Raw genomic sequence first — 20,747 nt, 5'->3', positions numbered from 1 at the left:
CGGCCGTGTTACGCGTCATGAGGCGTCCTGTTACGGCGGTGTGGTGGTGCCCTCCCCGGCGCCGGCCGCCCGGCGTGAGGCGTGGCCCGGGCCCACCTGTGGGTTGCCGCCATACACCTCCGGAGTTGCCACTGTTGCGAGAGTCGGCACAAGTGGCTCATTTCGTAGCAAAATTGGCCGGTAGAACCTAGTTGAGGGTTGAACCGCCGCCACTACAGTCGTTCGGCGCAAGGCACTCGCACGGCTTTCGACACCACGGGCATGCCGCCGTCCCCCGGCCATGTCACCGACTCTCGAAGCAGCCTGGAGGTCCGCCCCATGCCTCTGCGTCACCTCACCCCCCACGACCGGCGGCTCTTCCGCCGTTACGGCCACGGCCCCGTCGTCCCCGTCCCCGACCCGCTGATCCACCGCGCCGTCGAACGGCACGCCCGCACCGCGCCCCACGCCGTCGCCGCCGAACACCGAGGCGCGCTGCTCACCTACGGCGAGCTGAACCGCCGGGCCGACGCCCTCGCCGCCCGCCTCGTCCGCGAGGGCGTCCGCCCCGGCGACCACGTCGGCCTCTTCGTACGCCGCTCTCTGCCGATGCTGGTCGGCCTGCTCGGCGTCCTGAAGGCGGGCGCCGCCTACGTCCCCCAGGACATCGGCCTCGCGCCCGCCGCCCAGCTCGCCCACGTGGTCCGCGCCGCCGCCCTCCGGATCGTCCTCACCCGGGCCGAACACGCCCAGCGGGTGCCGAAGGGCCCGCGGGCGATCGACCTCGACGAGCCGCTGCCGTACGAACCCGCCGCCCCGCTCCCCACACCCTCGCCCGACGACGGCTGCTACGTCCTGTTCACCTCCGGCACCACCGGCCGCCCCAACGGAGTGAAGGTCACCCACCGCAACGTCGCCAACATCCTGCTCACCCAACCCGGCGCCCTCGGCATCCGCCCCGGCGACCGTGTGGCCCAACTCCTCAACGTGGCCTTCGACATGGCCGCCTGGGAGATCCTCGGCTGCCTCGCCCACGGCGCCACCCTCGTCGTCCGCGGCGAGGACATCCCCGCCGCCGCCCGCACCGCCACCGTCCTGATCGCCACCCCGACCGTGCTGTCCGGCATCGACCCGGCGGCCTGCCCCCGGGTGCGCGCGGTGGCCGTCGCCGGTGAGCCCTGCCCCCGCCCGCTCGCGGACACGTGGGCGCGCCGGGCGGCCTTCCACAACTGCTGCGGCCCGACGGAGACGACCATCGTCAACACGATGAGCCGCCACGACCCCTCCGCGCCGCTCCTGACGATCGGCCGCCCCACCCCCAACAACACCGTGTACGTCCTGGACGCCGACCGCCGGCCCCTGCCCATCGGCGAGACCGGCGAGATGTGGGCGGGCGGCGACTGCGTCTCGGCCGGCTACCTCGGCGACGACGCGCTCAACGCCGAGCGCTACGCCCCCGACCCCTTCCTCGGCGGCGGCCGCCGGATGTTCCGCACCCGCGACCTCGGCCGCTGGACCCCCGACGGACAGCTCGAACACCTCGGCCGCACCGACGACCAGGTCAAGGTGCGCGGCTTCCGCGTCGAACTCGACTCCGTCTCCGCCGTCCTGGAGCGGCTGCCCGGCTGCGCCCGCGCGGTCACGCTCAAGCGCGACGACCGCAGCCTGGTCTCCTTCGTCAGCCCGGCCGGCGTCGACCCCGACGCGGCCCGCCGCGCGGTCGCCGAGGCGCTGCCCTACTACTGCGTGCCCGAGGATGTCATGCCCCTGCCATTCCTGCCGGAGACGGACCGGGGGAAGATCGACAAGCAGTCACTGCTGCACCTGGCCCGGGAGCGCACGGCGGTGACCCGATGACCACAGCCCACGACCGCCGCCCGACGACCGCCGCGACCGCCACGACCGGCGCGACCGCCGCGACCACCACGACCGCCGCGTCCGGCGCGTCCACCACGACCGCCGCGTCCGGCGCGACCACCCCGACCGCCGCGTCCGCCGCGCCCGCCGCGTCCGGCGCGCCCGCCGCGCCCGGCGGCACCGTGGCGGAATCCGTCGCGCTCCCCCCGCTCACGTCCCGGGCGCGCCGCCTCCTCAAGCACCCCCGCCTGATGCACCACAACCGCCTGGCGGCCCTGGTCCTCCTCGTCAACGCCGCCTTCGCGTGGGCAGCCTGGCCGCTCACCGACCGCACCCTCGCCCACGCGGCCCTCGCCGACCTGGCGCTCGCCGTCCTCGTCCGCCAGCAGTACGTCGTCAACCTGTTCTTCCGGCTGGCGACCGCCGCCCCCACGACCTGGCCGCTGCGCCTGCGCTGGACCCTCGGCAAGGTCTACCACTTCGGCGGACTGCACGTCGGCGGGGCGCTCGCCGGGACGGCCTGGTTCCTCGCCCTCACCGTCAGGTCCGGCGCGGACGGCTCCCCGCGGCCCGAGACGTACGTCGGCTGGACGCTGGTCGCCCTCCTCGCCGTCATCGTCGCCACCGCCCTGCCGCCCTTCCGCTCCCGCCACCACGACCACTTCGAGAAGATCCACCGCTTCGGCGGCTGGAGCGCCCTCGCCCTCTTCTGGACCCACACCCTGCTGACCGACGCCGGCCCGGTGCCGGTGACCGTCCTCGCGCTCGTCACCTTCAGCGTCGCCCTGCCCTGGCTGCGGCTGCGCAAGGTCGACGTCCGCGTCGAACGCCCCTCGGCCCATGTGGCGCTGGCCCGCTTCGACTACGGCGAGACCCCCTTCGCCGGCTCCTCCACCGCCATCAGCCGCAGCCCCTGGACGGAGTGGCACTCCTTCGCCAACGTCCCGGAGCCCGGCCGGACCGGCTTCCGGCTCACCGTCTCCCGCGCCGGCGACTGGACCGGCGCCTTCATCGACGACCTGCCCTCCCGCGTCTGGGTCAAGGGCATCACCACCGCCGGGGTCGCCAACATCGAGGTCCTCTTCAAAAGGGTCGTCTACGTGGCGACCGGCAGCGGCATCGGCCCCTGCCTGCCCCATCTGCTCGCCGCCGAGGTCCCCTCCCGCCTGGTCTGGGCGACCCGCGACCCACGCACCACCTACGGCGACGCCCTCGTCGAGGAGATCCTCGCCGTCCAGCCGGACGCCGTCGTCTGGGACACCTCCCGGCACGGCAAACCCGACATGGTGCGCCTCGCCTACGCCGCCTACCGGGACTTCGGCGCGGAGGCCGTGATCTGCATCTCCAACAAGAAGCTGACCTGGCAGGTCGTGCACGGCCTGGAACGGCGGGGCATCCCCGCGTACGGCGCGATCTGGGACTCGTAGACCCACAGGAGGTCGACATGAACAACCTCAAGCTCGAACGCCACGGCGCGGTCGTGACCGTCCGGCTGCACCGCCCGCACGTCCGCAACGCGCTCAGCGGCGACCTGCTCGCCGAACTCCTCGACGCGCTGCGCCCGTTGGAGCGGGACCCCGGCGTCGGATGCCTCGTCGTCACCGGCTCCGAGCAGGCCTTCGCGGCCGGCGCCGACATCAGGGAGATGGCCGGCAGGACGGCCGTGGAGATGGCGGCGGAGGACTACTTCGCCGCCTGGGAGGAGTTCGCCGACCTGCGCCTCCCGAAGATCGCGGCCGTGAACGGCGTGGCGCTCGGCGGCGGCTGCGAACTGGCCATGATGTGCGACCTGGTGATCGCCGGGGAGTCCGCGGTGTTCGGCCAGCCGGAGATCAAGCTCGGGGTCATCCCGGGCATCGGCGGCACCCAGCGCCTGACCCGGCTCGTCGGCCGCGCCAAGGCGATGGACCTGATCCTCACCGGCCGCACCATGAGCGCCCGCGAGGCGGGGGAGTGCGGGCTCGTCTCCCGGGTCGTGCCGGACGACCGGGTCCTGCCCGAGGCCCTCGAAGCGGCCCGGACCGTCGCCTCCTACGGCCGCGCGGCGGTGCGCGCCGCCCGCGAGTGCGTCGACCGGGCCCTGGAGAGCGGTCTGCGCGACGGCATCCGATTCGAACGCCGCTCCTTCCACGCCCTGTTCGCGACGGAGGACCAGAAGGAGGGCATGACCGCGTTCCTGGAGAAACGGGCGCCGGCCTTCCGGGGGAGGTGACGGACGGCGGGACGGGGCGTCGGCGCAGCTCGCCGCAGGCCGGCGGCCGGGAGGGCGCCGCCGCTGCCGTCCCGCCCGGCTACCCCGCCGAGGCCAGGGCCCGCGCCACTCCCGGTTCCCGCGGGCCGAGGAACCGGGGGTCCGGTTCGAACAGGGCGTCCAGCGCCGCCTTGCCCGCCGCGAAGATCTCCCGGGTGCCGCCGTAGTACCAGGTGACGTCGTGCTCGTCGCTCACGCCGATGCCGTACGACGCCACGCCCGCCTCCCGGCACAGCGCGACCGCCCGCCGGATGTGGAAACCCTGGCTGATGAGGACGGCCCGGTCCACGCCGAAGATCTTCTTGGCGCGCACACAGGAGTCCCAGGTGTCGAAGCCGGCGTAGTCGCTGACGATCCGGGCGTCCGGGACGCCGTGCCGCGTCAGGTACGTCCGCATCGCGTCGGGCTCGTCGTAGTCCTCCCGGCTGTTGTCGCCGGTGACGAGGACGACCTTCACCCGCCCGTCCCGGTACAGCTCGGCCGCCGCGTCCAGCCGGCGCGCGAGGTACGGCGACGGCCCGCCCCGCCACAGGCCCGCGCCGAACACGACCGCGACGTCGGTGCGCGGCGCGTCGGCCGTCGTGCGCAGCTGGTCCGCCGTCGACACGTGCAGCCAGGTCGACGGCAGCAGCCCGAGCACGCACGCGGCCATCACGCCCTGCACCAGCCGCCGTCGGCCCGCACGAGTGCGCGGCAGCCTCGGCCGACGCAACCTCATCCCTGCCCCCCGTCCCCGATCCCGGACCCGGCGCCCGGCGATCGCCCCTCACCTGGGAGGACGCGCCCCGCCCCGCTCCGGTTCACTCCGCCCGCCGTCCTCGCGCTTCCTCACACCGTCCGCGCCCCCGCCGTGAAGTGCCGGAAAACACCCGTGACGGTCAGGCAACGGAACCGCAATCCCGCACCGCGAGGATCGGTCCATGAACCGGATCAGCTCCCAGTCCGCCGCCCGGATCGGCGTCGTGCGGCCGGCGCCCCGGCCGGGGACGGACGGCCGCCGCCGGCCCGGCCCGCCCGCGCTCGTCGCCGTCGCCCACGGCAGCCGTGACCCGCGCGCCCTGAGCACCGTCCACGCGCTCCTCGACCGCGTCCGCGCCCTGCGCCCGGAGCTGCCCGTCCACCTCGGGCACATCGAGCTGAACGAGCCCCTGCTGACCGACACCCTCGCCCGGCTCGACGCGACGGACACCGCCGACGCCGTCCTCGTCCCCCTGCTGCTCAGCCGCGGCTACCACGTCAAGCGCGACATCCCCGAGACGGCCGCGGCCGCTCGCGTACGCACGCGCGTGGCCGCGCCGCTCGGCCCGCACCCCCTCCTCGTGGACGCCCTCCACGCCCGCCTCACCGAGGCCGGCTGGCGCGCCCCGACGACCGACGCCGAGCGCCGCACGAGCGCCGTGGTCCTCGCCGCGGCCGGCTCCCGCGACCCCGACGCGGCCGTCGACACCGGCCGCACCGCCCGGCTGCTGTCCGCCCGCCTCGGCGTCCCCGTCGTCCCCGCCTACGCCACCACCTCGGCCCCCACCGTCCCCCTCGCGGTAGAGGCCCTGACCGCGCGGGGCCGCCACCGCGTCGCCGTCGCCTCCTACTTCACGGCTCCCGGCCGCTTCGCCACGGAGTCCGCCGCGGCCGCCCCCGGCCCGGCCGCGGCCCCCCTCGGCCCCCACGAGGCGATGGCCCGCCTCGTCCTGCACCGCTACGACCAGGCGACCGCCGCCCCGGCCCGCACCACCCCCCACCTGGCCTCCGCCTGAGACCAGCGCGCGCCCCACGCCCCCCGGCCGTCACCGGCTGCCTCTACTGTTCAGGGCATGGAAGGCACCGCAGGCACCACGCCCCCCACCTCGCCCGGCTCCTACGACCCCACGTCAGTGGCCCGCTGGGCGGCCGAGCCCGACAAACGCCCGGGCCGCACGGCCTTCCAGCGCGACCGCGCCCGCATCCTGCACTCCTCCGCGCTGCGCAGGCTCGCCGGCAAGACGCAGGTCGTCACCCCCGGGGCCGCCGGCAGCCCCGCCTGGGACGCCACACCGCGCACCCGCCTCACCCACTCCCTGGAGTGCGCCCAGGTCGGCCGTGAACTCGGCGCGGCCCTCGGCTGCGACCCCGACCTCGTCGAAGCGGCCTGCCTCTCCCACGACCTCGGGCACCCTCCGTTCGGCCACAACGGCGAACAGGCCCTGAACGACTACGCCCACGACTGCGGCGGCTTCGAGGGCAACGCCCAGTCCCTGCGGCTCCTCACCCGCATCGAGCCCAAACGGTTCACCGCCGAGGGCTCCGTCGGCCTCAACCTCACCCGCGCCACCCTCGACGCCGCCACCAAGTACCCCTGGCCGCGCGGCGCCCACCCCACCGACCCGGCCTCCCCGAAGTTCGGCGTGTACGAGGACGACCGGCCCGTGTTCGACTGGGTCCGCGAGCACGCCCCCGGCACCCGCACCTGCTTCGAGGCCCAGGTCATGGACTGGTCCGACGACGTCGCCTACTCGGTGCACGACATCGAGGACGGCCTGCACGCCGGCCACGTCGACCCCGCCAGCCTGCACGCCGAACCGGAACGCCAGGAGGTCTTCCGCGTCGCGGTGGGCCGCTACGTCCCCGCCGGCACCGACCCGGCCGAACTCGCCGCCGCCCTCGACCGGCTCCAGGCCCAGGAGTGGTGGCCGCACGGCTACGACGGCACCGCCGTCGCCCAGGCCCGGCTCAAGGACGCCACCAGCCAGCTCATCGGCCGCTTCTGCCTCGCCGCCGAGACCGCCACCCGCGCGCGCCACGGCCACGGGCGCCTCACCCGCTACGGCGCCGAACTCGTCGTACCGCACGAGACCCGGCTGGAGTGCGCGGTGCTCAAGGCCGTAGCCGACCGGTACGTGATGCAGCGCGCCGAACAGGAACTGCTCCGCGCCGACCAGCGCGTCGTCATCACCGAGCTCGCCGAGGCGCTCACCGCCCGCGCCCCCCACGACCTCGACCCCCAGTTCCGCGCCCTGTTCGAGCAGGCGCCCGACGACCGCGCCCGCAAGCGGGTGATCGTCGACCAGGTCGCCTCCCTCACCGACGCCTCCGCCCGCTCCTTGCACGCGCGGCTCACCACCCGCACCTGAAAACGCCGGATCTGACTCGTAAGTGACCCAACGTGGCCTGATCGGGCCACTCCCTCTTCCCCCCTCACCCTCCGTGCGGGAGGCTCGTGTGGCGGAACGAGCAGTGTTCACTGGAGGGCCACCCCTCTGACCCCCGTAGGAGGCATCACGTGGTCGACGCGGATCAGACATTCGTCATCGTCGGAGGAGGCCTGGCCGGCGCCAAGGCGGCCGAGACGCTCCGGACGGAGGGCTTCACCGGCCGGGTGATACTGATCTGCGACGAACGGGACCACCCCTACGAGCGGCCACCGCTGTCCAAGGGCTACCTCCTCGGCAAGGAACCCCGCGAGAGCGTCTTCGTGCACGAGCCCGCCTGGTACGCGCAGAACAACGTCGAGCTCCACCTCGGCCAGACCGTCGACGCCGTCGACCGCGCCGCCAGGACCGTCCGCTTCGGTGACGACGGCACCCTCGTCCACTACGACAAGCTGCTCCTGGCCACCGGCGCCGAGCCGCGCCGCCTGGACATCCCCGGCACCGATCTCGCCGGCGTCCACCATCTGCGCCGCATCGCCCACGCCGAACGCCTCAAGGGCGTCCTCGCCGCCCTCGGCCGCGACAACGGCCACATCGTGATCGCCGGCGCGGGCTGGATCGGCCTGGAGATCGCCGCGGCGGCCCGCGAGTACGGCGCCGAGGTCACCGTCGTGGAGCCGGAACCCACCCCGCTGCACGGCGTCCTCGGCCCCGAGCTCGGCAACGTCTTCGCCGAGCTGCACCGCGACCACGGGGTCCGCTTCCGCTTCGGCGTCCGGCTGACCGAGATCGTCGGCCAGGACGGCATGGTCCTCGCGGCCCGCACCGACGACGGCGAGGAGCACCCCGCGCACGACGTGCTCGCCGCGATCGGAGCCGCCCCCCGCACCGCGCTGGCCGAGGCGGCCGGGCTGCGGCTAGCCGACCGGGCCCACGGGGGCGGCGTCGCCGTGGACGCGAGCCTGCGCACCTCCGACCCCCACATCTTCGCCGCCGGCGACGTCGCGTCCTTCCCGCTCGGCCTCTTCGACACCACGCTGCGCGTGGAGCACTGGGCCAACGCCCTCAACGGCGGCCCGGTCGCCGCCCGCGCGATGCTCGGCCAGGACGTGGCCTACGACCGCGTGCCCTACTTCTTCACCGACCAGTACGACCTGGGCATGGAGTACAGCGGCTGGGCGCCGCCGGGGACCTACGACGAGGTGGTCATCCGGGGGGACGCGGGCAAGCGCGAGTTCATCGCGTTCTGGCTCCGCGAGGGGCGGGTGCTGGCCGGGATGAACGTCAACGTGTGGGACGTCACAGAGGCGATCCAGAAGCTGATCCGCTCGGGGGCCCGCGTGGACGCGGACGCCCTGGCCGACCCCCACGTCCCGCTGGACGGCCTCGCGCCCTGACCGCCGCAGCGGCGGCGCGCCCGATGAGACCGGCCCGGCCCCGTAGAATTCACGCGTGGCTGGGCGGATCAATGATGAGGATGTGAAGGCGGTACGGGACGCGGTCCCGATCGACGCCGTCGTGTCCGAGTACCTCCAGCTGCGCAACGCGGGCGGCGGCAACCTCAAGGGGCTGTGCCCGTTCCACGACGAGAAGTCGCCGTCCTTCCAGGTCAGCCCCAGCAAGGGGCTCTTCCACTGCTTCGGCTGCCAGGAGGGCGGCGACACCATCACGTTCGTGATGAAGGTCGACCACCTCACCTTCTCCGAGGCCGTCGAGCGCCTCGCCGCCCAGGCCGGCGTCACCCTGCGCTACGAGGAGGGCGGCTACAACCCCTCCCACCAGCGCGGCGAACGCATCCGCCTGGTCGAGGCCCACAAGATCGCCGCCGACTGGTACGCGGAGCAGCTCGCCCTCAGCCCCGAGGCCGACACCGGCCGGATCTTCCTCGCCGAGCGCGGCTTCGACCAGGCCGCCGCCGTCCACTTCGGCGTCGGCTACAGCCCCCAGGGCTGGGACCACCTCACCCGCTTCCTGCGCGGCAAGGGCTTCAGCGACAAGGAGCTGATCCTCTCCGGCCTCGCCCAGGAGGGCCGCCGCGGACCCATCGACCGCTTCCGGGGCCGGCTGATGTGGCCCATCCGCGACATCGGCGGCGACGTCGTCGGCTTCGGCGCCCGCAAGCTCTACGAGGCGGACAACGGGCCCAAGTACCTCAACACGCCCGATACGGCGATCTACAGGAAGTCCCAGGTCCTCTACGGCATCGACCTCGCGAAGAAGGACATCGCCAAGTCCTCCCGCGCCGTGGTCGTCGAGGGCTACACCGACGTCATGGCCTGCCACCTCGCCGGGGTGACAACGGCCATCGCGACCTGCGGCACCGCCTTCGGCAGCGAGCACATCAAGATCCTGCGCCGGCTGCTCATGGACAACGGCTCCGCCCGCGTCATCTTCACCTTCGACGGCGACGCCGCCGGCCAGAAGGCCGCCCTGCGGGCCTTCGAGGACGATCAGAAGTTCGCCGCCGAGACCTACATCGCCATCGCCCCCGACGGCATGGACCCCTGCGACCTGCGCCTGACCAAGGGCGACGACGCCGTCGCCGACCTGGTCCAACCCCGCACCCCGCTCTTCGAGTTCGCGCTGCGCCAGATCGTCGTCCGCTACGACCTCGACACCCCCGCCGGCCGCGCCGCCGCCCTCGACGAGGCCGCGCCCATCGTCGCCCGCATCAAGAACAGCGGCGCCCAGCACGAGGTCGCCGTGCAGCTCGCCGGCATGCTCGGCATCCTGGACACCCAGTTCGTGGTCAAGCGCGTCGCCCAGCTGGCCCGTTGGGCCCGCGAGCGCGGCGGCAAGGGCGGTCCCGCACCGGCCGGCCGCGGCCCCCAGCGGTACGAGGCCGCCCCCCGCCCCGCTGTGACCGGCCCCGCCCTCACCCTGCGCAACCCCGTCTACGCCACCGAGCGCGAACTCCTCAAACTCGCCCTGCAGCGACCCGAGTTGGTCTCCCCGGCCTTCGACGCCTACGGCGCGGACGAGTTCACCGCCGCCCCCTACGCCGCCGTACGCCAGGCCATCGCGGACGCGGGCGGCGCCGAGTACGGCACCCAGGATCCGCAGGACTACCTGGTCCGCGTCCGCGAGGCCGCCCCCGACGACGCCGTCCGCGCGATGGTCACCGAGCTCGCGGTGGAGGCGATCATGCGCAAGACGGTGGACGAGGTGTACGCCGGCGCCCAGCTGGTCACCGTCCGCCGCCGGGCCGTGGAGCGGCGCGTGCGCGACGTCCAGTCCCAGCTGGCCCGGCTGGCCGCCGGCGGCGATCCGGCCCAACTGGCCGCCGTGCAGAACGAACTGTGGATCCTTCAGCAGTACGACCAGTCGCTGCGCGAACACGGGGCCGCGGCGCTCTGATCCTCGCGGGACGCAAAAAGTCCTCGCACGCCCCTCGTGGCGGCGATGTGTCGTACCCCACACTGGGTTGCGGTGCCTGAGTCCTCGGAGCGCGGCCGGTCCGTCCCCCCACAGGTCCCACACCCCGCGGTTCCGCTCACCGCGTACGGGACGGACAGCGGCGAGGCCGCCGACTCCGCCCCCGAAGCCGCTGTCGCGCATTCCGGCAGCGAAAATCCTGGAGGTCGCCCCCGTGCAGACCCAGACCCTCACCCACACCGGGACGCGCACCGACGCGTCCACCGACGGCACGGAACCGGAAGCCGAGACGGACGTCCTGGCCGCCCTGGAGGCCCCCGAGGACGGCACAACCCCCGAGGGCACCGAGGCCGCCGCCCCCGAGGCCGCGCCCGAACCCGCCGAGGCGCCCGCTCCCCGCGCCGCGGACGGCGCCGGCCCGTCCTCCGACCTGTTCCGCCAGTACCTGCGCGAGATCGGCCGGATCCCGCTGCTCACCGCCGCCGAGGAGGTCGAGCTCGCCCGCCGCGTCGAAGCCGGCCTGTTCGCCGAGGAGAAGCTGGCCGGCACCCCCGACCTGGACAGCGACCTCGCGCTCGACCTCGACCGGCTCGTCGTCATGGGCCGGATGGCCAAGCGCCGCCTGATCGAGGCGAACCTGCGGCTCGTGGTGTCGGTGGCGAAACGGTACGTCGGCCGTGGCCTGACCATGCTCGACCTCGTCCAGGAGGGCAACCTGGGCCTGATCCGGGCGGTCGAGAAGTTCGACTACGCGCGCGGCTACAAGTTCTCCACGTACGCCACCTGGTGGATCCGGCAGGCCATGTCCCGGGCCCTCGCGGACCAGGCGCGCACCATACGGGTGCCCGTGCACGTGGTGGAGCTGATCAACCGGGTCGTGCGGGTGCAGCGGCGCATGCTGCAGGAGCGGGGGTGCGAGCCGACCGCCGACGAGGTCGCCGCCCACCTCGACCTCGCGCCGGAGCGGGTCGGCGAGGTGCTGCGGCTGGCCCAGGAGCCGGTGTCGCTGCACGCGCCGGTGGGCGAGGAGGACGACGTGGCCCTCGGCGACCTCATCGAGGACGGGGACGCGGCGAGCCCCGTGGAGTCGGCGGCGTTCCTGCTGCTGCGGCAGCACCTGGAGGCGGTGCTGTCCACGCTCGGCGAGCGTGAGCGCAAGGTCGTCCAGCTCCGCTACGGTCTCGCCGACGGCCGCCCGCGCACCCTGGAGGAGATCGGCGGGATCTTCGGCGTCACCCGGGAGCGGATACGCCAGATCGAGTCCAAGACCCTCGGCAAACTCCGCGACCACGCCTACGCCGACCAACTCCGCGGCTACCTCGACTGACCGCCCCCCTGTCGACCCTCTGGGGGCTGCCGCCCCGGACCCCGGCTGCCGGCCCTCTGGGGGCTGCCGCCCCGGACCCCGGCTGCCGGCCCTCTGGGGGCTGCCGCCCCCAGACCCCCGCTGTCGGCCCTGAACGGGCCTCGTCCTCAAACTCCCCCAGAGGGGGGACCCCCAGACGGGCTATAACCCTGCCCCCCCAGCCAGGCGACCGGAGTCGATCCTGCCCACCCAGCCCCAACCGAGCCGGCCCGGCCCACATCTCCCGACCGAGTCGGGTTCGCACCCCTCTCCCGACCGAGTCGGGCCCGGCCCACCCCTCCCGACCGAGCCGGGCCAGTCCACCCCCTCGCGACCGAGTCGGGCCGGCCCCCTCCCGACCGAGTCGGGTTCGCCCGCCCCTCTCCCGACCGAGTCGGGTGGTGGGTGGGCGTAGGGCGGGGGTCTGGGGGCGGCAGCCCCCAGGGGTGGACGCCGGGGGCATCCCAGGGGCGGGACCGGACACCCGCGGTCAGTCCACCTCGGCCACCGCCTGCGCGAACTGGGCCTCGTACAGTCGCGCGTACGCCCCGCCGGAGGCGAGCAGCTCGGTGTGCGAACCCTGTTCCACGATCGAGCCGTTCTCCATCACGAGGATCGTGTCCGCGTCCCGGATCGTCGACAGCCGGTGCGCGATCACGAACGCCGTCCGCCCGTGCGCCAGCTTCGCCATCGCCTTCTGGATCAGCACCTCCGTACGGGTGTCCACCGACGACGTCGCCTCGTCGAGCACCAGGATCACCGGGTCCGACAGGAACGCCCGAGCGATGGTGATCAACTGCTTCTCACCCGCGCTGACCCCGCTCCCCTCGTCGTCGATGACGGTGTCGTACCCGTCGGGCAGCGTCCGCACGAACCGGTCCGCGTGGGCCGCCCGCGCCGCCTCCTCGATCTCGCCCCGGGTGACCTCCCGGGACGCCCCGTACGCGATGTTCTCCGCGATGGTCCCGCCGAACAGCCAGGTGTCCTGCAGCACCATGCCGATCCCGGCCCGCAGCTCGTCCCGCGACATCGCGGCGATGTCGACGCCGTCGAGGGTGATGCGCCCGCCGGAGACGTCGTAGAACCGCATCAGCAGGTTGACCAGCGTGGTCTTGCCCGCCCCCGTCGGACCGACGATCGCGACCGTGTGCCCGGGCTCGACGACCAGCGACAGATCCTCGATCAGCGGCTTCTCGGGGTCGTACCGGAAGGACACGCCCTCCAGCGCCACCCGCCCCCGCAGCTCCTCGGGCCGCACGCCGGCCACCGGGTCCGGCGACTGCTCCTCGGCGTCGAGCAGTTCGAAGACCCGCTCGGCGGAGGCGACGCCCGACTGCACGAGGTTCGCCATCGACGCCACCTGCGTCAGCGGCATCGAGAACTGGCGCGAGTACTGGATGAAGGCCTGCACATCGCCGATGGACAGCGCGCCCGAGGCCACGCGCAGCCCGCCCACCACCGCCACCAGCACATAGTTGATGTTCGACACGAAGAACATCAGCGGCTGCATGATCCCGCTGTTGAACTGCGCCCGGAACCCGGCCTCGTACAGCGCGTCGTTCTGCTCGGCGAACTGCCGCGCCGACTCCTCCTGACGGCCGAACACCTTCACCAGGGTGTGCCCGGTGTACATCTCCTCGATGTGGGCGTTCAGCTTGCCCGTGGAGCGCCACTGCTGCACGAAGTGCGGCTGCGACCGCTTGCCGACCCGCGCCGCGACGACCGCCGACAGCGGCACGGTGACCAGCGCGACCAGCGCGAGGATCCACGACACCCAGAACATCATCGCCAGCACGCCGATGATGGTGAGCAGCGAGTTGATGAGCTGGCCCATCGACTGCTGGAGGGTCTGCCCGATGTTGTCGATGTCGTTCGTCGCCCGGGACAGCACCTCGCCGCGCTGCCGCTTGTCGAAGTACGACAGCGGCAGCCGCGACAGCTTCGTCTGCACGTCCTCGCGCATCCGGAACATCGTGCGGTTGACGGCCGCGTTGACCAGCCGCGTCGCCACCGCCATCAGCAGGCCGGCGACGAGGAACACCCCGAGCGCGAACAGCAGGACCCGGCCGACGGCGTCGAAGTCGATGCCCTGGCCGGGGGTGAAGTCGGTGCTGCGGAGCATGTCGGCGACCGCGCCGTCACCGCGCTGCCGCATCGAGTCCAGGACCTGCTCCTTGTCGGCCCCCGCCGGCATCTGCCGCCCGACGATGCCCGCGAAGACCAGGTCGGTGGCCTTGCCGAGGATCTTCGGCCCGACCACGTTCAGGCCCACGCTCAGCACGACGCAGGACAGCATCGCGTAGAGGGTGAGCCGTTCGGCCTTGAACCGGCCGAGGAGCCGCCGTCCGGACACCTTGAAGTCCAGCGAGCGGTTCTCCGGACCCTGCCCCGCCATCATGCGCCCCATGGGCCCGGCCATCAGGCAGCCTCCGCTTCCGTCAGCTGGGAGAGCACGATCTCCCGGTAGGTCTCGTTGTCCGCCATCAGCTCGGTGTGCGTACCCGCCCCGACGACCCGGCCCTCGTCCAGGACGACGATCCGGTCGGCGTCCCGGATGGTCGCCACCCGCTGGGCGACGATCACCACGGTCGCCTCGGCGGTCTCCCGGCCGAGCGCCGCCCGCAGCGCCGCGTCCGTGGCGTAGTCGAGGGCGGAGAAGGAGTCGTCGAAGAGGTAGATCTCCGGCCGCTGCACGAGCGTGCGCGCGATCGCGAGCCGCTGCCGCTGGCCGCCGGAGACGTTGGTGCCGCCCTGCGCGATGGGCGAGTCCAGCCCGCTGTCCAGCCCCCGCACGAACCTCGCGGCCTGCGCCACCTCCAGCGCGTGCCACAGCTCCTCGTCGGTGGCGTCCGGGTTGCCGTAGCGCAGGTTGCTCGCGACGGTCCCCGCGAAGAGGTACGGCCGCTGCGGCACCAGCCCCACGGTCCGCGCCAGCAGCTCCGGGTCGATGTCGGCGACGGGCACCCCGTCGACGAGGACCTCGCCGTCGGTGGCGTCGAACAGCCGCGGGACCAGCCCGAGCAGCGTCGACTTGCCGCTGCCGGTCGAGCCGATCACGGCGGTCACCTCGCCCGGCCGGGCCACCAGGTCGACCGCCTTGAGCACCGGCTCCTCGGCGCCCGGGTAGCGGAAGCCGGCCGCGCGCAGCTCCAGATGGCCGTGCCGGCGCAGCTCGCGCACCGGCGACGACGGCGGCACGACGCTCGACTCGGTGCCCAGGACCTCCTGGATGCGCTCGGCGCACACCTCCGCGCGCGGCACCATCATGAACATGAACGTGGCCATCATCACGGACATGACGATCTGCATGAGGTAGGCGAGGAAGGCCGTCAGGTCGCCGATCTGCATCCCGCCGCTGTCGATGCGGTGCGCGCCGAACCACACCACGGCGATCGACGACAGGTTGACGGTGGTCATGACCACCGGGAACATCAGCGCGAGCAGGTTGCCGGTGCGCAGCGAGATGTCGGTGAGGTCGGTGTTGGCCTTCCGGAAGCGCTGCTCCTCGTACTCGTCGCGGACGAAGGCGCGGATGACGCGGTTGCCGGTGATCTGCTCGCGCAGCACCCGGTTCACCGTGTCCAGCCGCTCCTGCATGGACCGGAACAGCGGCCGCAGCCGCCGTACGATCAGCGTCACGCAGACGCCCAGCGTGGGCACCACGGCCACCAGCACCCCGGACAGCGGCACGTCCAGGCCGAGCGCCATGACGATGCCGCCCACGCACATGATCGGCGCCGACACCATCAGTGTGAACGTCATCAGGGCGAGCATCTGGATCTGCTGGACGTCGTTCGTCGTCCGCGTGATCAGCGAGGGCGCGCCGAACTGGCCGACCTCGCGGGCGGAGAAGGCCTGCACCCGGTCGAAGACCCCGGCGCGCAGGTCCCGGCCGAGCGCGGAGGCGGTCCGCGCGCCGTAGTACACGGCGCCGATGTTGCACAGCACCTGCACCAGCGAGATGCCGATCATCAGCCCGCCGTAGGACAGGATCGCTCCGGTGTCCCCGTCGACGACGCCGTCGTCGATGATGTCGGCGTTGAGGGTGGGCAGGTAGAGGGTGGCGCAGGTCTGCAGGAACTGCAGCACCACCAGCAGGGCGATGGGTTTCTTGTAGGGCCTGAGACAGGTCCGCAGAAGTCGTATGAGCACGCTACGTCTCTCGGAGTCGGCGAGGCGGGGCAGTTGGTTGCCCGTGGCCCCTATCGTCGGACACGCGACCGGCGTTACCTCAACTGAATATCGAGGCAACGCCGTGCTATACGCCACCTCCTGCGGGCCTACCGGAACGCCCCCGGGTGGGTCTGCTCGCGCACCGACACGTACTGCTGGCGGACGGCCTGGCCGACGGCGAGGTCGTCGCCCGGTTCCAGGACCTGGGCCGCCGCGCCGTTCCAACGCGGCGGGTTGCGGGGGTCGAGGGTGCCCTGGGAGACGCCGAGCGCCCAGGCGGCCTGCCGGGCGGCGCCTATCGCCGCGTAGTCGGCCGGCTGCGGTACGACGACCTGCGCCCCGAACAGCGCCGGCGCCGCCGCCTGCACGGCCGGCAGCTCGGCCGCCGCCCCCAGCAGGAACACCCGCCGCACCTCCACGCCCCGGCCGCGCAGCACGTCCAGCGCGTCCGCGAGCCCGCACAGCATGCCCTCGAAGGCGGCCCGCGCGAAGTGCTCCGGCTTCATCGACTCGCGCCGCAGCCCGGTCAGCGTGCCCGCCGTGTGCGGAAGGTTCGGCGTGCGCTCGCCCTCCAGATAGGGCAGCAGCACCAGCCCGTGCGATCCCGGCGTCGACTTCATCGCCAGCTCCGACAGGCTCTCCAGGTCCGGCACGCCGAGCAGTTCGACGGCCCCGCGCAGGGTCCGTACGGCGTTCAGGGTGGTGACGACGGGCAGGTGCATGCCCGTCGCGTCGGCGAGCGAGGTGATCATCCCGCTCGGGTCGACGAGGGCCTCGGGATGCACGGCCATCACCGAGCCGGACGCGCCCAGCGACACGACGGCGTCGCCGAGGCCGATGCCGAGCCCGAACGCGGCGGCCATGGTCTCACCGGTGCCGACGGAGATCAGCAGGCCCTCCGGGGTGGTGCCGGCCGCGTCGGCCGGGCCGATCACCTCGGGCAGCATGGCCTGGTGACCGAGCGCCAGCTCGACGAGGTCGGGGCGGTAGCCGCCGGTGGCGGCCGACCAGTAGCCGGTGCCGGAGGCGCCGCCCCGGTCGGTGGTCCGGCGCACGGGCCGCCCGAGCAGCTGCCACACCAGCCAGTCGTGGGCCTGCATGAGCATCGCGGAGCGCAGGGCGGCGTCGGGCTCGTTCTTCGCCAGCCAGCGCAGCTTGGTGACGGGATGCGCGGCCTGCGGCACGGACCCCACGGCCTGCGCCCAGGCCTGGCGGCCGCCGAGCGCGTCGATCAGGTCGGCCGCCGCGACCTGCGCCCGCTTGTCGGCGCCGACCATCGCCGGGCGCACGGTGTTGCCCTGCGAGTCCAGTGGCACGACCGCGTTCTGCTGCGCGGACACACCGATGGCCTGCACCCCTTCGAGGAGTCCGCCGCCGGCCGCCTCCCCGAGGGAGAGCAGCCAGGCCTGCGGATCGACGTCGGAGGGACGGCCGCCACCCTCGGCGCCCTCCAGCGGATGCGGCGCGTACCCCTGCCGGAGCACGGCCCCGTTGTCCGCGTCGCAGACCACGATGCGAGTGAAATCGGGTGAACTGTCCAACCCGGCGACTATCCCCATGGCGAAAATTCTGCCGCACGGCGGGGGGTGACCGTGTCGGCTCGGGTGGTCCAGGGGTCGATCGGGTCTCTCGGGGTGCTGCGGGCGTCAGGTGTTGCTGGTGCCCCAGTCGTCGGAACCGTTGCTGTGCACGGACCGTTCCCGCAGCGAGCGCACCCGGTCGGCGACGGAGTCGGGCATCCGGTCACCGACCTTGTCGCTCACCACGTGGTAGGCCCGGCCCGCGAACTGGCGGCTCTGCTGGGCCGCCGTCTCCGCGGTGTTGCGCACGGCGGGGTTCTGCGCGATCTGCCGGGCGGACTTCTTGAGCTGTTCGTAGCGCTCGCGCCCGGCCCGTGTGCCCAGCACGTAGCCCAGGGCGAGTCCGACGACGAACGTGAGCCGGTAGCGCATGGCGGCCACCCTTCCCTCGTGTAGGTCTGCAAGGTGCGGCATCGGTGCCGGAAGGGAACCGATTGGCGGAGCACCCCCCTGCTTGCGCTAATGTATGTGTCGCAGCGAGCGCCCGCCCCCTGGCGAATACCCAGGTCGGCACGTTCGATGCGACGAGGCATTCCTCCGTAGCTCAATTGGCAGAGCAGCCGGCTGTTAACCGGCAGGTTACTGGTTCGAGTCCAGTCGGGGGAGCTCGGTCCTCCGTAGCTCAATTGGCAGAGCAGCCGGCTGTTAACCGGCAGGTTACTGGTTCGAGTCCAGTCGGGGGAGCATCGTGATCGAGGACCCCGCAGGGGTCCTTTTTCATGTCGGCTCCGGCCGCGCCTACGCCTTCGGCGCCGCCGGGAACGCCGCAGGTCGCGGCACGGCCCCCGAGGCCGCGTGCGACGGCGGACCAGCCGAAGCGTGAGATCGTATGAGCGGCTATGCTGCGGCAGACGGCGCGCACACATGTACGCGACACGCCGCTATGGGGCGGTAGCTCAGCCGGTTAGAGCAGCGGACTCATAATCCGCCGGCCGTGGGTTCGAGTCCCACCCGCCCCACCAAAGAAGTGTCCTGACCTGCGGACACGTCCCTCGCAAGGTGGCGGATCGTCAACTTCGCCTCAACGCCCCGAATCCGCTGCTCGCGCCTTCGGAGCGAGGTGCGGCTCATGCTCTCTCGCGGAGCGGGCGACGCGCTGACTTCCAGGAAGCTGACCAGCGGAGCTTGGGTTGACGAGTCTCAGGCTTTCGGCGCGTCCGTGAGGTCGGGCGTGGTGCTGGCCTCGGCCAGGAGGGCGCGCAGGGCTGGGTAGGTGACGGGGCGGGTGGCGCCGGTACCCAGTTGGTCGAGGAGGACGCGGGAGCGGGAGAGCTCGGCGAGATCGAAGATGGTCAGGGCCGGCGGGGCGGGAGCGGGGAGGGTGCGCAGCAGGAGGTCTGTGAGGGCGCGGGTGAGATGTTCGGTGGTGGCGCCGGTGGCGAGGCGGAGATCGGTGTTGGCGAGGCCCGCGCGCAGGCGCTGCTGGAGATGGAGGGCTCGGGCAAGGGTGTCGTAGGCGGCGGCCGGGTCGACAGCGCGCTGAGCGGTGCCGACCTCAAGGAGGACGTTGAACGCGTCGGCGAGAAAGCCGTCGCGTTGGAGGAGGTCCGCTGCTTCGCTCAGCGGGCTGGCCGCCTGGGCCGGTTTGCCGTCCAGCCATAACCGCATCCCGGCCGCTGCTCGGGCTCCGGCGCCGCCAGGCAGGTTGGACAAGATGATCCTCGGCGGACGGGTGGCGTCGTCCGGTGCCGGGCCGGCCCCCCGGGTCCGGGCGTCCAGCGCCTCGAGAGAGGCGAGGGACAGGCGGTACCGAACGGGCTTGAAGGCGGGCATCCCAGCGGCACGCTGCTCGCGGTTGAGGATACGGAAGTCCGACCGGCGGATGACCTGCTGATGCCGGCGTTCCCGCAGCTCCACCGCGCGTGCGAGATCGCCGGTCAAGGTGGCGTACTCGGCGGCCAGCAGGAGCAGTGAGCAGCGGACGTACGGCAGCAGTCCGGGCTGGTCGAGATGCTGCTCCAACTCGGCGAGGGCCTTTTCGGGCACCACGGGTTTGGTTCCGTCGGCGCGGGCACCGGTGAGCTCGACGCAGAGGTTGTTGGCGCTGAGGTTGTGCAGGCCGTGGCGAGTCCACAGGTCACGGACCTTGCGCTGGTCCTTGAGCGCCCGCTCTTGACGTCCCAGGCTCACGTCGAGATGGACACGGAACCGGATGAGGTGGGCCTCCGCGAGGTCCAGGGCGCGTCGCTGGGCGGGTTCGGGGTCGGGAAGCGCGCGCCTCGCCTGCGTCAGCAGCTCCGAGGCCGCGGCCAGCCAGGACTTGGCGGCCTGTCCTGGATGTCTCTCGGCTTTGAGGTAGCGCGCCATGGCGGGATGCGGGTTGTTGTCCTGGGCGGCGTGCATGGCCTCGTCGCAGAGCGTGTGTACGAGGTCGAGGCGTGGAGACCTTTTCCCGCGCACGTCCTCCTCGACCCACAAGTCGGCGACCTTGCGCCGGTGGTCGGAGGTGCCTGCGAAGTAGTGATGCGCCTCGATCCTGCGAAAGACCGCGAGCGGCTGCTCCGTACTGACGAACAGTTGGTGGAGCTGGACGAGGAGTTCGAAGACGACCAGCCAGGCTGCGAACTCCGCGATGCCGCGGTCTCCCGAGGAGAGCCCGGCGAGGAACGCCGTCATCCCCTTCCGGACGAAGATCATGTCGAGGACGGCGAGGAGGTTCTTGAGCACCGTGATGCGGTCCGCGGCGGCGAACCCCGGCAGGTAGTTGTACGTGGCCAGCAGCAAGGCGATCGCGATCTCGTACCGTCCCGGCCAGGGGTGGCGGTGCCAGAATCCGACGACCGACGGCATGAGCCCGACCACATGGGCGTACAGCACGACGAAGAAGGCGAAGGCCACGCCCCTGCCGTCGAGCCAGCACAGCTTGCGGGCCCGTTCCAGAGGGCTCAGCACCCCCGCCGACCAGACATCGAGCTGGATCATGAGCCCGATCAGTACCGCCGGGCCGATCAGGAGCGCGGAGGGGATGGCTGAGCCGTCCCTGACCACCCCGACCGCCACGAGGACGACGAGGGAGGTGAACCAGGGATAGACCACGAGCGGCAGGCGTAACAGACCCATCG

Annotated in this window: 13 protein-coding genes, 3 tRNA genes and 1 pseudogene; 11 read left to right on the top strand and 6 right to left on the bottom strand. The window is 72.7% G+C overall.

Going from position 1 to position 20,747, the window contains the following annotated elements:
- Positions 1-318 precede the first annotated feature (318 nt).
- The 3 genes from ACFYXA_RS16085 to ACFYXA_RS16075 are packed head-to-tail and all read left to right on the top strand — an operon-like array spanning position 319 to position 4,048.
- Positions 319-1,836, top strand: a complete 1,518-nt coding sequence (locus ACFYXA_RS16085; RefSeq protein ID WP_352245027.1) for an amino acid adenylation domain-containing protein — start codon at positions 319-321, stop codon at positions 1,834-1,836.
- A complete protein-coding gene (locus ACFYXA_RS16080) occupies positions 1,833-3,263 on the top strand; it encodes a hypothetical protein (RefSeq protein ID WP_389032977.1) in 1,431 nt (476 codons plus the stop codon). Before ACFYXA_RS16085 ends, ACFYXA_RS16080 begins: the two co-directional genes overlap by 4 nt.
- A 17-nt stretch (positions 3,264-3,280) precedes the next feature.
- Positions 3,281-4,048: an enoyl-CoA hydratase-related protein gene (locus ACFYXA_RS16075; RefSeq protein WP_389032974.1), complete on the top strand. Its 768-nt coding sequence runs from the start codon at positions 3,281-3,283 to the stop codon at positions 4,046-4,048.
- 79 nt (positions 4,049-4,127) lie between these two features.
- On the opposite strand, the gene ACFYXA_RS16070 is transcribed toward ACFYXA_RS16075, so the two are convergent.
- Positions 4,128-4,805 carry a vancomycin high temperature exclusion protein gene (locus tag ACFYXA_RS16070; protein ID WP_389032971.1) on the bottom strand — a complete coding sequence of 226 codons (678 nt, stop codon included), beginning with the start codon at positions 4,803-4,805 and terminating at the stop codon, positions 4,128-4,130.
- Between the two features lie 202 nt (positions 4,806-5,007).
- Between ACFYXA_RS16070 and ACFYXA_RS16065 the strand changes: the two genes are divergently transcribed.
- The 5 genes and pseudogenes from ACFYXA_RS16065 to ACFYXA_RS16045 form a co-directional block, all read left to right on the top strand.
- A complete protein-coding gene (locus tag ACFYXA_RS16065; RefSeq protein WP_389032968.1) occupies positions 5,008-5,841 on the top strand; it encodes a sirohydrochlorin chelatase in 834 nt (277 codons plus the stop codon).
- A gap of 57 nt (positions 5,842-5,898) precedes the next feature.
- Positions 5,899-7,194, top strand: coding sequence for a deoxyguanosinetriphosphate triphosphohydrolase (locus ACFYXA_RS16060; protein ID WP_389032965.1), 1,296 nt, complete (start codon positions 5,899-5,901; stop codon positions 7,192-7,194).
- 149 nt (positions 7,195-7,343) lie between these two features.
- Positions 7,344-8,609, top strand: a complete 1,266-nt coding sequence (locus tag ACFYXA_RS16055; RefSeq protein ID WP_389032962.1) for an NAD(P)/FAD-dependent oxidoreductase — start codon at positions 7,344-7,346, stop codon at positions 8,607-8,609.
- Positions 8,610-8,664: 55 nt separating this feature from the next.
- Positions 8,665-10,569, top strand: a complete 1,905-nt coding sequence (gene dnaG / locus ACFYXA_RS16050; RefSeq protein WP_352245020.1) for a DNA primase — start codon at positions 8,665-8,667, stop codon at positions 10,567-10,569.
- A gap of 143 nt (positions 10,570-10,712) precedes the next feature.
- Positions 10,713-11,914, top strand: a pseudogene (locus ACFYXA_RS16045) (RNA polymerase sigma factor); the annotation flags it as partial.
- 508 nt (positions 11,915-12,422) lie between these two features.
- On the opposite strand, the gene ACFYXA_RS16040 reads toward ACFYXA_RS16045, so the two are convergent.
- The 4 genes from ACFYXA_RS16040 to ACFYXA_RS16025 all read right to left on the bottom strand — a co-directional run bounded on the left by ACFYXA_RS16040 (position 12,423) and on the right by ACFYXA_RS16025 (position 18,057).
- Positions 12,423-14,351: an ABC transporter ATP-binding protein gene (locus ACFYXA_RS16040; RefSeq protein WP_352245019.1), complete on the bottom strand. Its 1,929-nt coding sequence runs from the start codon at positions 14,349-14,351 to the stop codon at positions 12,423-12,425.
- Positions 14,351-16,084, bottom strand: a complete 1,734-nt coding sequence (locus ACFYXA_RS16035) for an ABC transporter ATP-binding protein (protein ID WP_389032957.1) — start codon at positions 16,082-16,084, stop codon at positions 14,351-14,353. Before ACFYXA_RS16035 ends, ACFYXA_RS16040 begins: the two co-directional genes overlap by 1 nt.
- Positions 16,085-16,212: 128 nt before the next feature.
- Complete coding sequence (locus tag ACFYXA_RS16030; protein WP_352245017.1) at positions 16,213-17,664, bottom strand: FGGY family carbohydrate kinase; 1,452 nt, start codon at positions 17,662-17,664, stop codon at positions 16,213-16,215.
- Positions 17,665-17,751: 87 nt separating this feature from the next.
- The gene (locus ACFYXA_RS16025; protein WP_130436903.1) at positions 17,752-18,057 is read right to left on the bottom strand and encodes a YtxH domain-containing protein; all 306 of its coding nucleotides are present in this window, start codon (positions 18,055-18,057) and stop codon (positions 17,752-17,754) included.
- Between the two features lie 161 nt (positions 18,058-18,218).
- Between ACFYXA_RS16025 and ACFYXA_RS16020 the strand changes: the two genes are divergently transcribed.
- From ACFYXA_RS16020 to ACFYXA_RS16010, 3 genes are all read left to right on the top strand, one after another.
- Positions 18,219-18,291 (top strand) — tRNA-Asn (locus ACFYXA_RS16020).
- A gap of 5 nt (positions 18,292-18,296) precedes the next feature.
- A tRNA-Asn gene (locus ACFYXA_RS16015) sits at positions 18,297-18,369 on the top strand.
- A gap of 201 nt (positions 18,370-18,570) precedes the next feature.
- A tRNA-Ile gene (locus ACFYXA_RS16010) sits at positions 18,571-18,647 on the top strand.
- 178 nt (positions 18,648-18,825) lie between these two features.
- Here ACFYXA_RS16010 and ACFYXA_RS16005 read toward each other — a convergent pair.
- Positions 18,826-20,745 carry a hypothetical protein gene (locus ACFYXA_RS16005; RefSeq protein WP_389032952.1) on the bottom strand — a complete coding sequence of 640 codons (1,920 nt, stop codon included), beginning with the start codon at positions 20,743-20,745 and terminating at the stop codon, positions 18,826-18,828.
- Positions 20,746-20,747: the final 2 nt, after the last annotated feature.

It is taken from the genome of Streptomyces sp. NPDC002566, from assembly GCF_042889585.1.
Lineage (GTDB): Bacteria > Actinomycetota > Actinomycetes > Streptomycetales > Streptomycetaceae > Streptomyces.
This window is presented reverse-complemented; position numbering and strand designations above follow the sequence as displayed.

Excerpts from the sequence above, each read along its gene's own strand:
- ACFYXA_RS16085 (WP_352245027.1), top strand. The coding sequence starts at position 319 with ATGCCTCTGCGTCACCTCACCCCCCACGACCGGCGGCTCTTCCGCCGT.
- ACFYXA_RS16080 (WP_389032977.1), top strand. The coding sequence starts at position 1,833 with ATGACCACAGCCCACGACCGCCGCCCGACGACCGCCGCGACCGCCACG.
- ACFYXA_RS16075 (WP_389032974.1), top strand. The coding sequence starts at position 3,281 with ATGAACAACCTCAAGCTCGAACGCCACGGCGCGGTCGTGACCGTCCGG.
- ACFYXA_RS16070 (WP_389032971.1), bottom strand. The coding sequence starts at position 4,805 with ATGAGGTTGCGTCGGCCGAGGCTGCCGCGCACTCGTGCGGGCCGACGG.
- ACFYXA_RS16065 (WP_389032968.1), top strand. The coding sequence starts at position 5,008 with ATGAACCGGATCAGCTCCCAGTCCGCCGCCCGGATCGGCGTCGTGCGG.
- ACFYXA_RS16060 (WP_389032965.1), top strand. The coding sequence starts at position 5,899 with ATGGAAGGCACCGCAGGCACCACGCCCCCCACCTCGCCCGGCTCCTAC.
- ACFYXA_RS16040 (WP_352245019.1), bottom strand. The coding sequence starts at position 14,351 with ATGGCCGGGCCCATGGGGCGCATGATGGCGGGGCAGGGTCCGGAGAAC.
- ACFYXA_RS16030 (WP_352245017.1), bottom strand. The coding sequence starts at position 17,664 with ATGGGGATAGTCGCCGGGTTGGACAGTTCACCCGATTTCACTCGCATC.
- ACFYXA_RS16025 (WP_130436903.1), bottom strand. The coding sequence starts at position 18,057 with ATGCGCTACCGGCTCACGTTCGTCGTCGGACTCGCCCTGGGCTACGTG.
- ACFYXA_RS16005 (WP_389032952.1), bottom strand. The coding sequence starts at position 20,745 with ATGGGTCTGTTACGCCTGCCGCTCGTGGTCTATCCCTGGTTCACCTCC.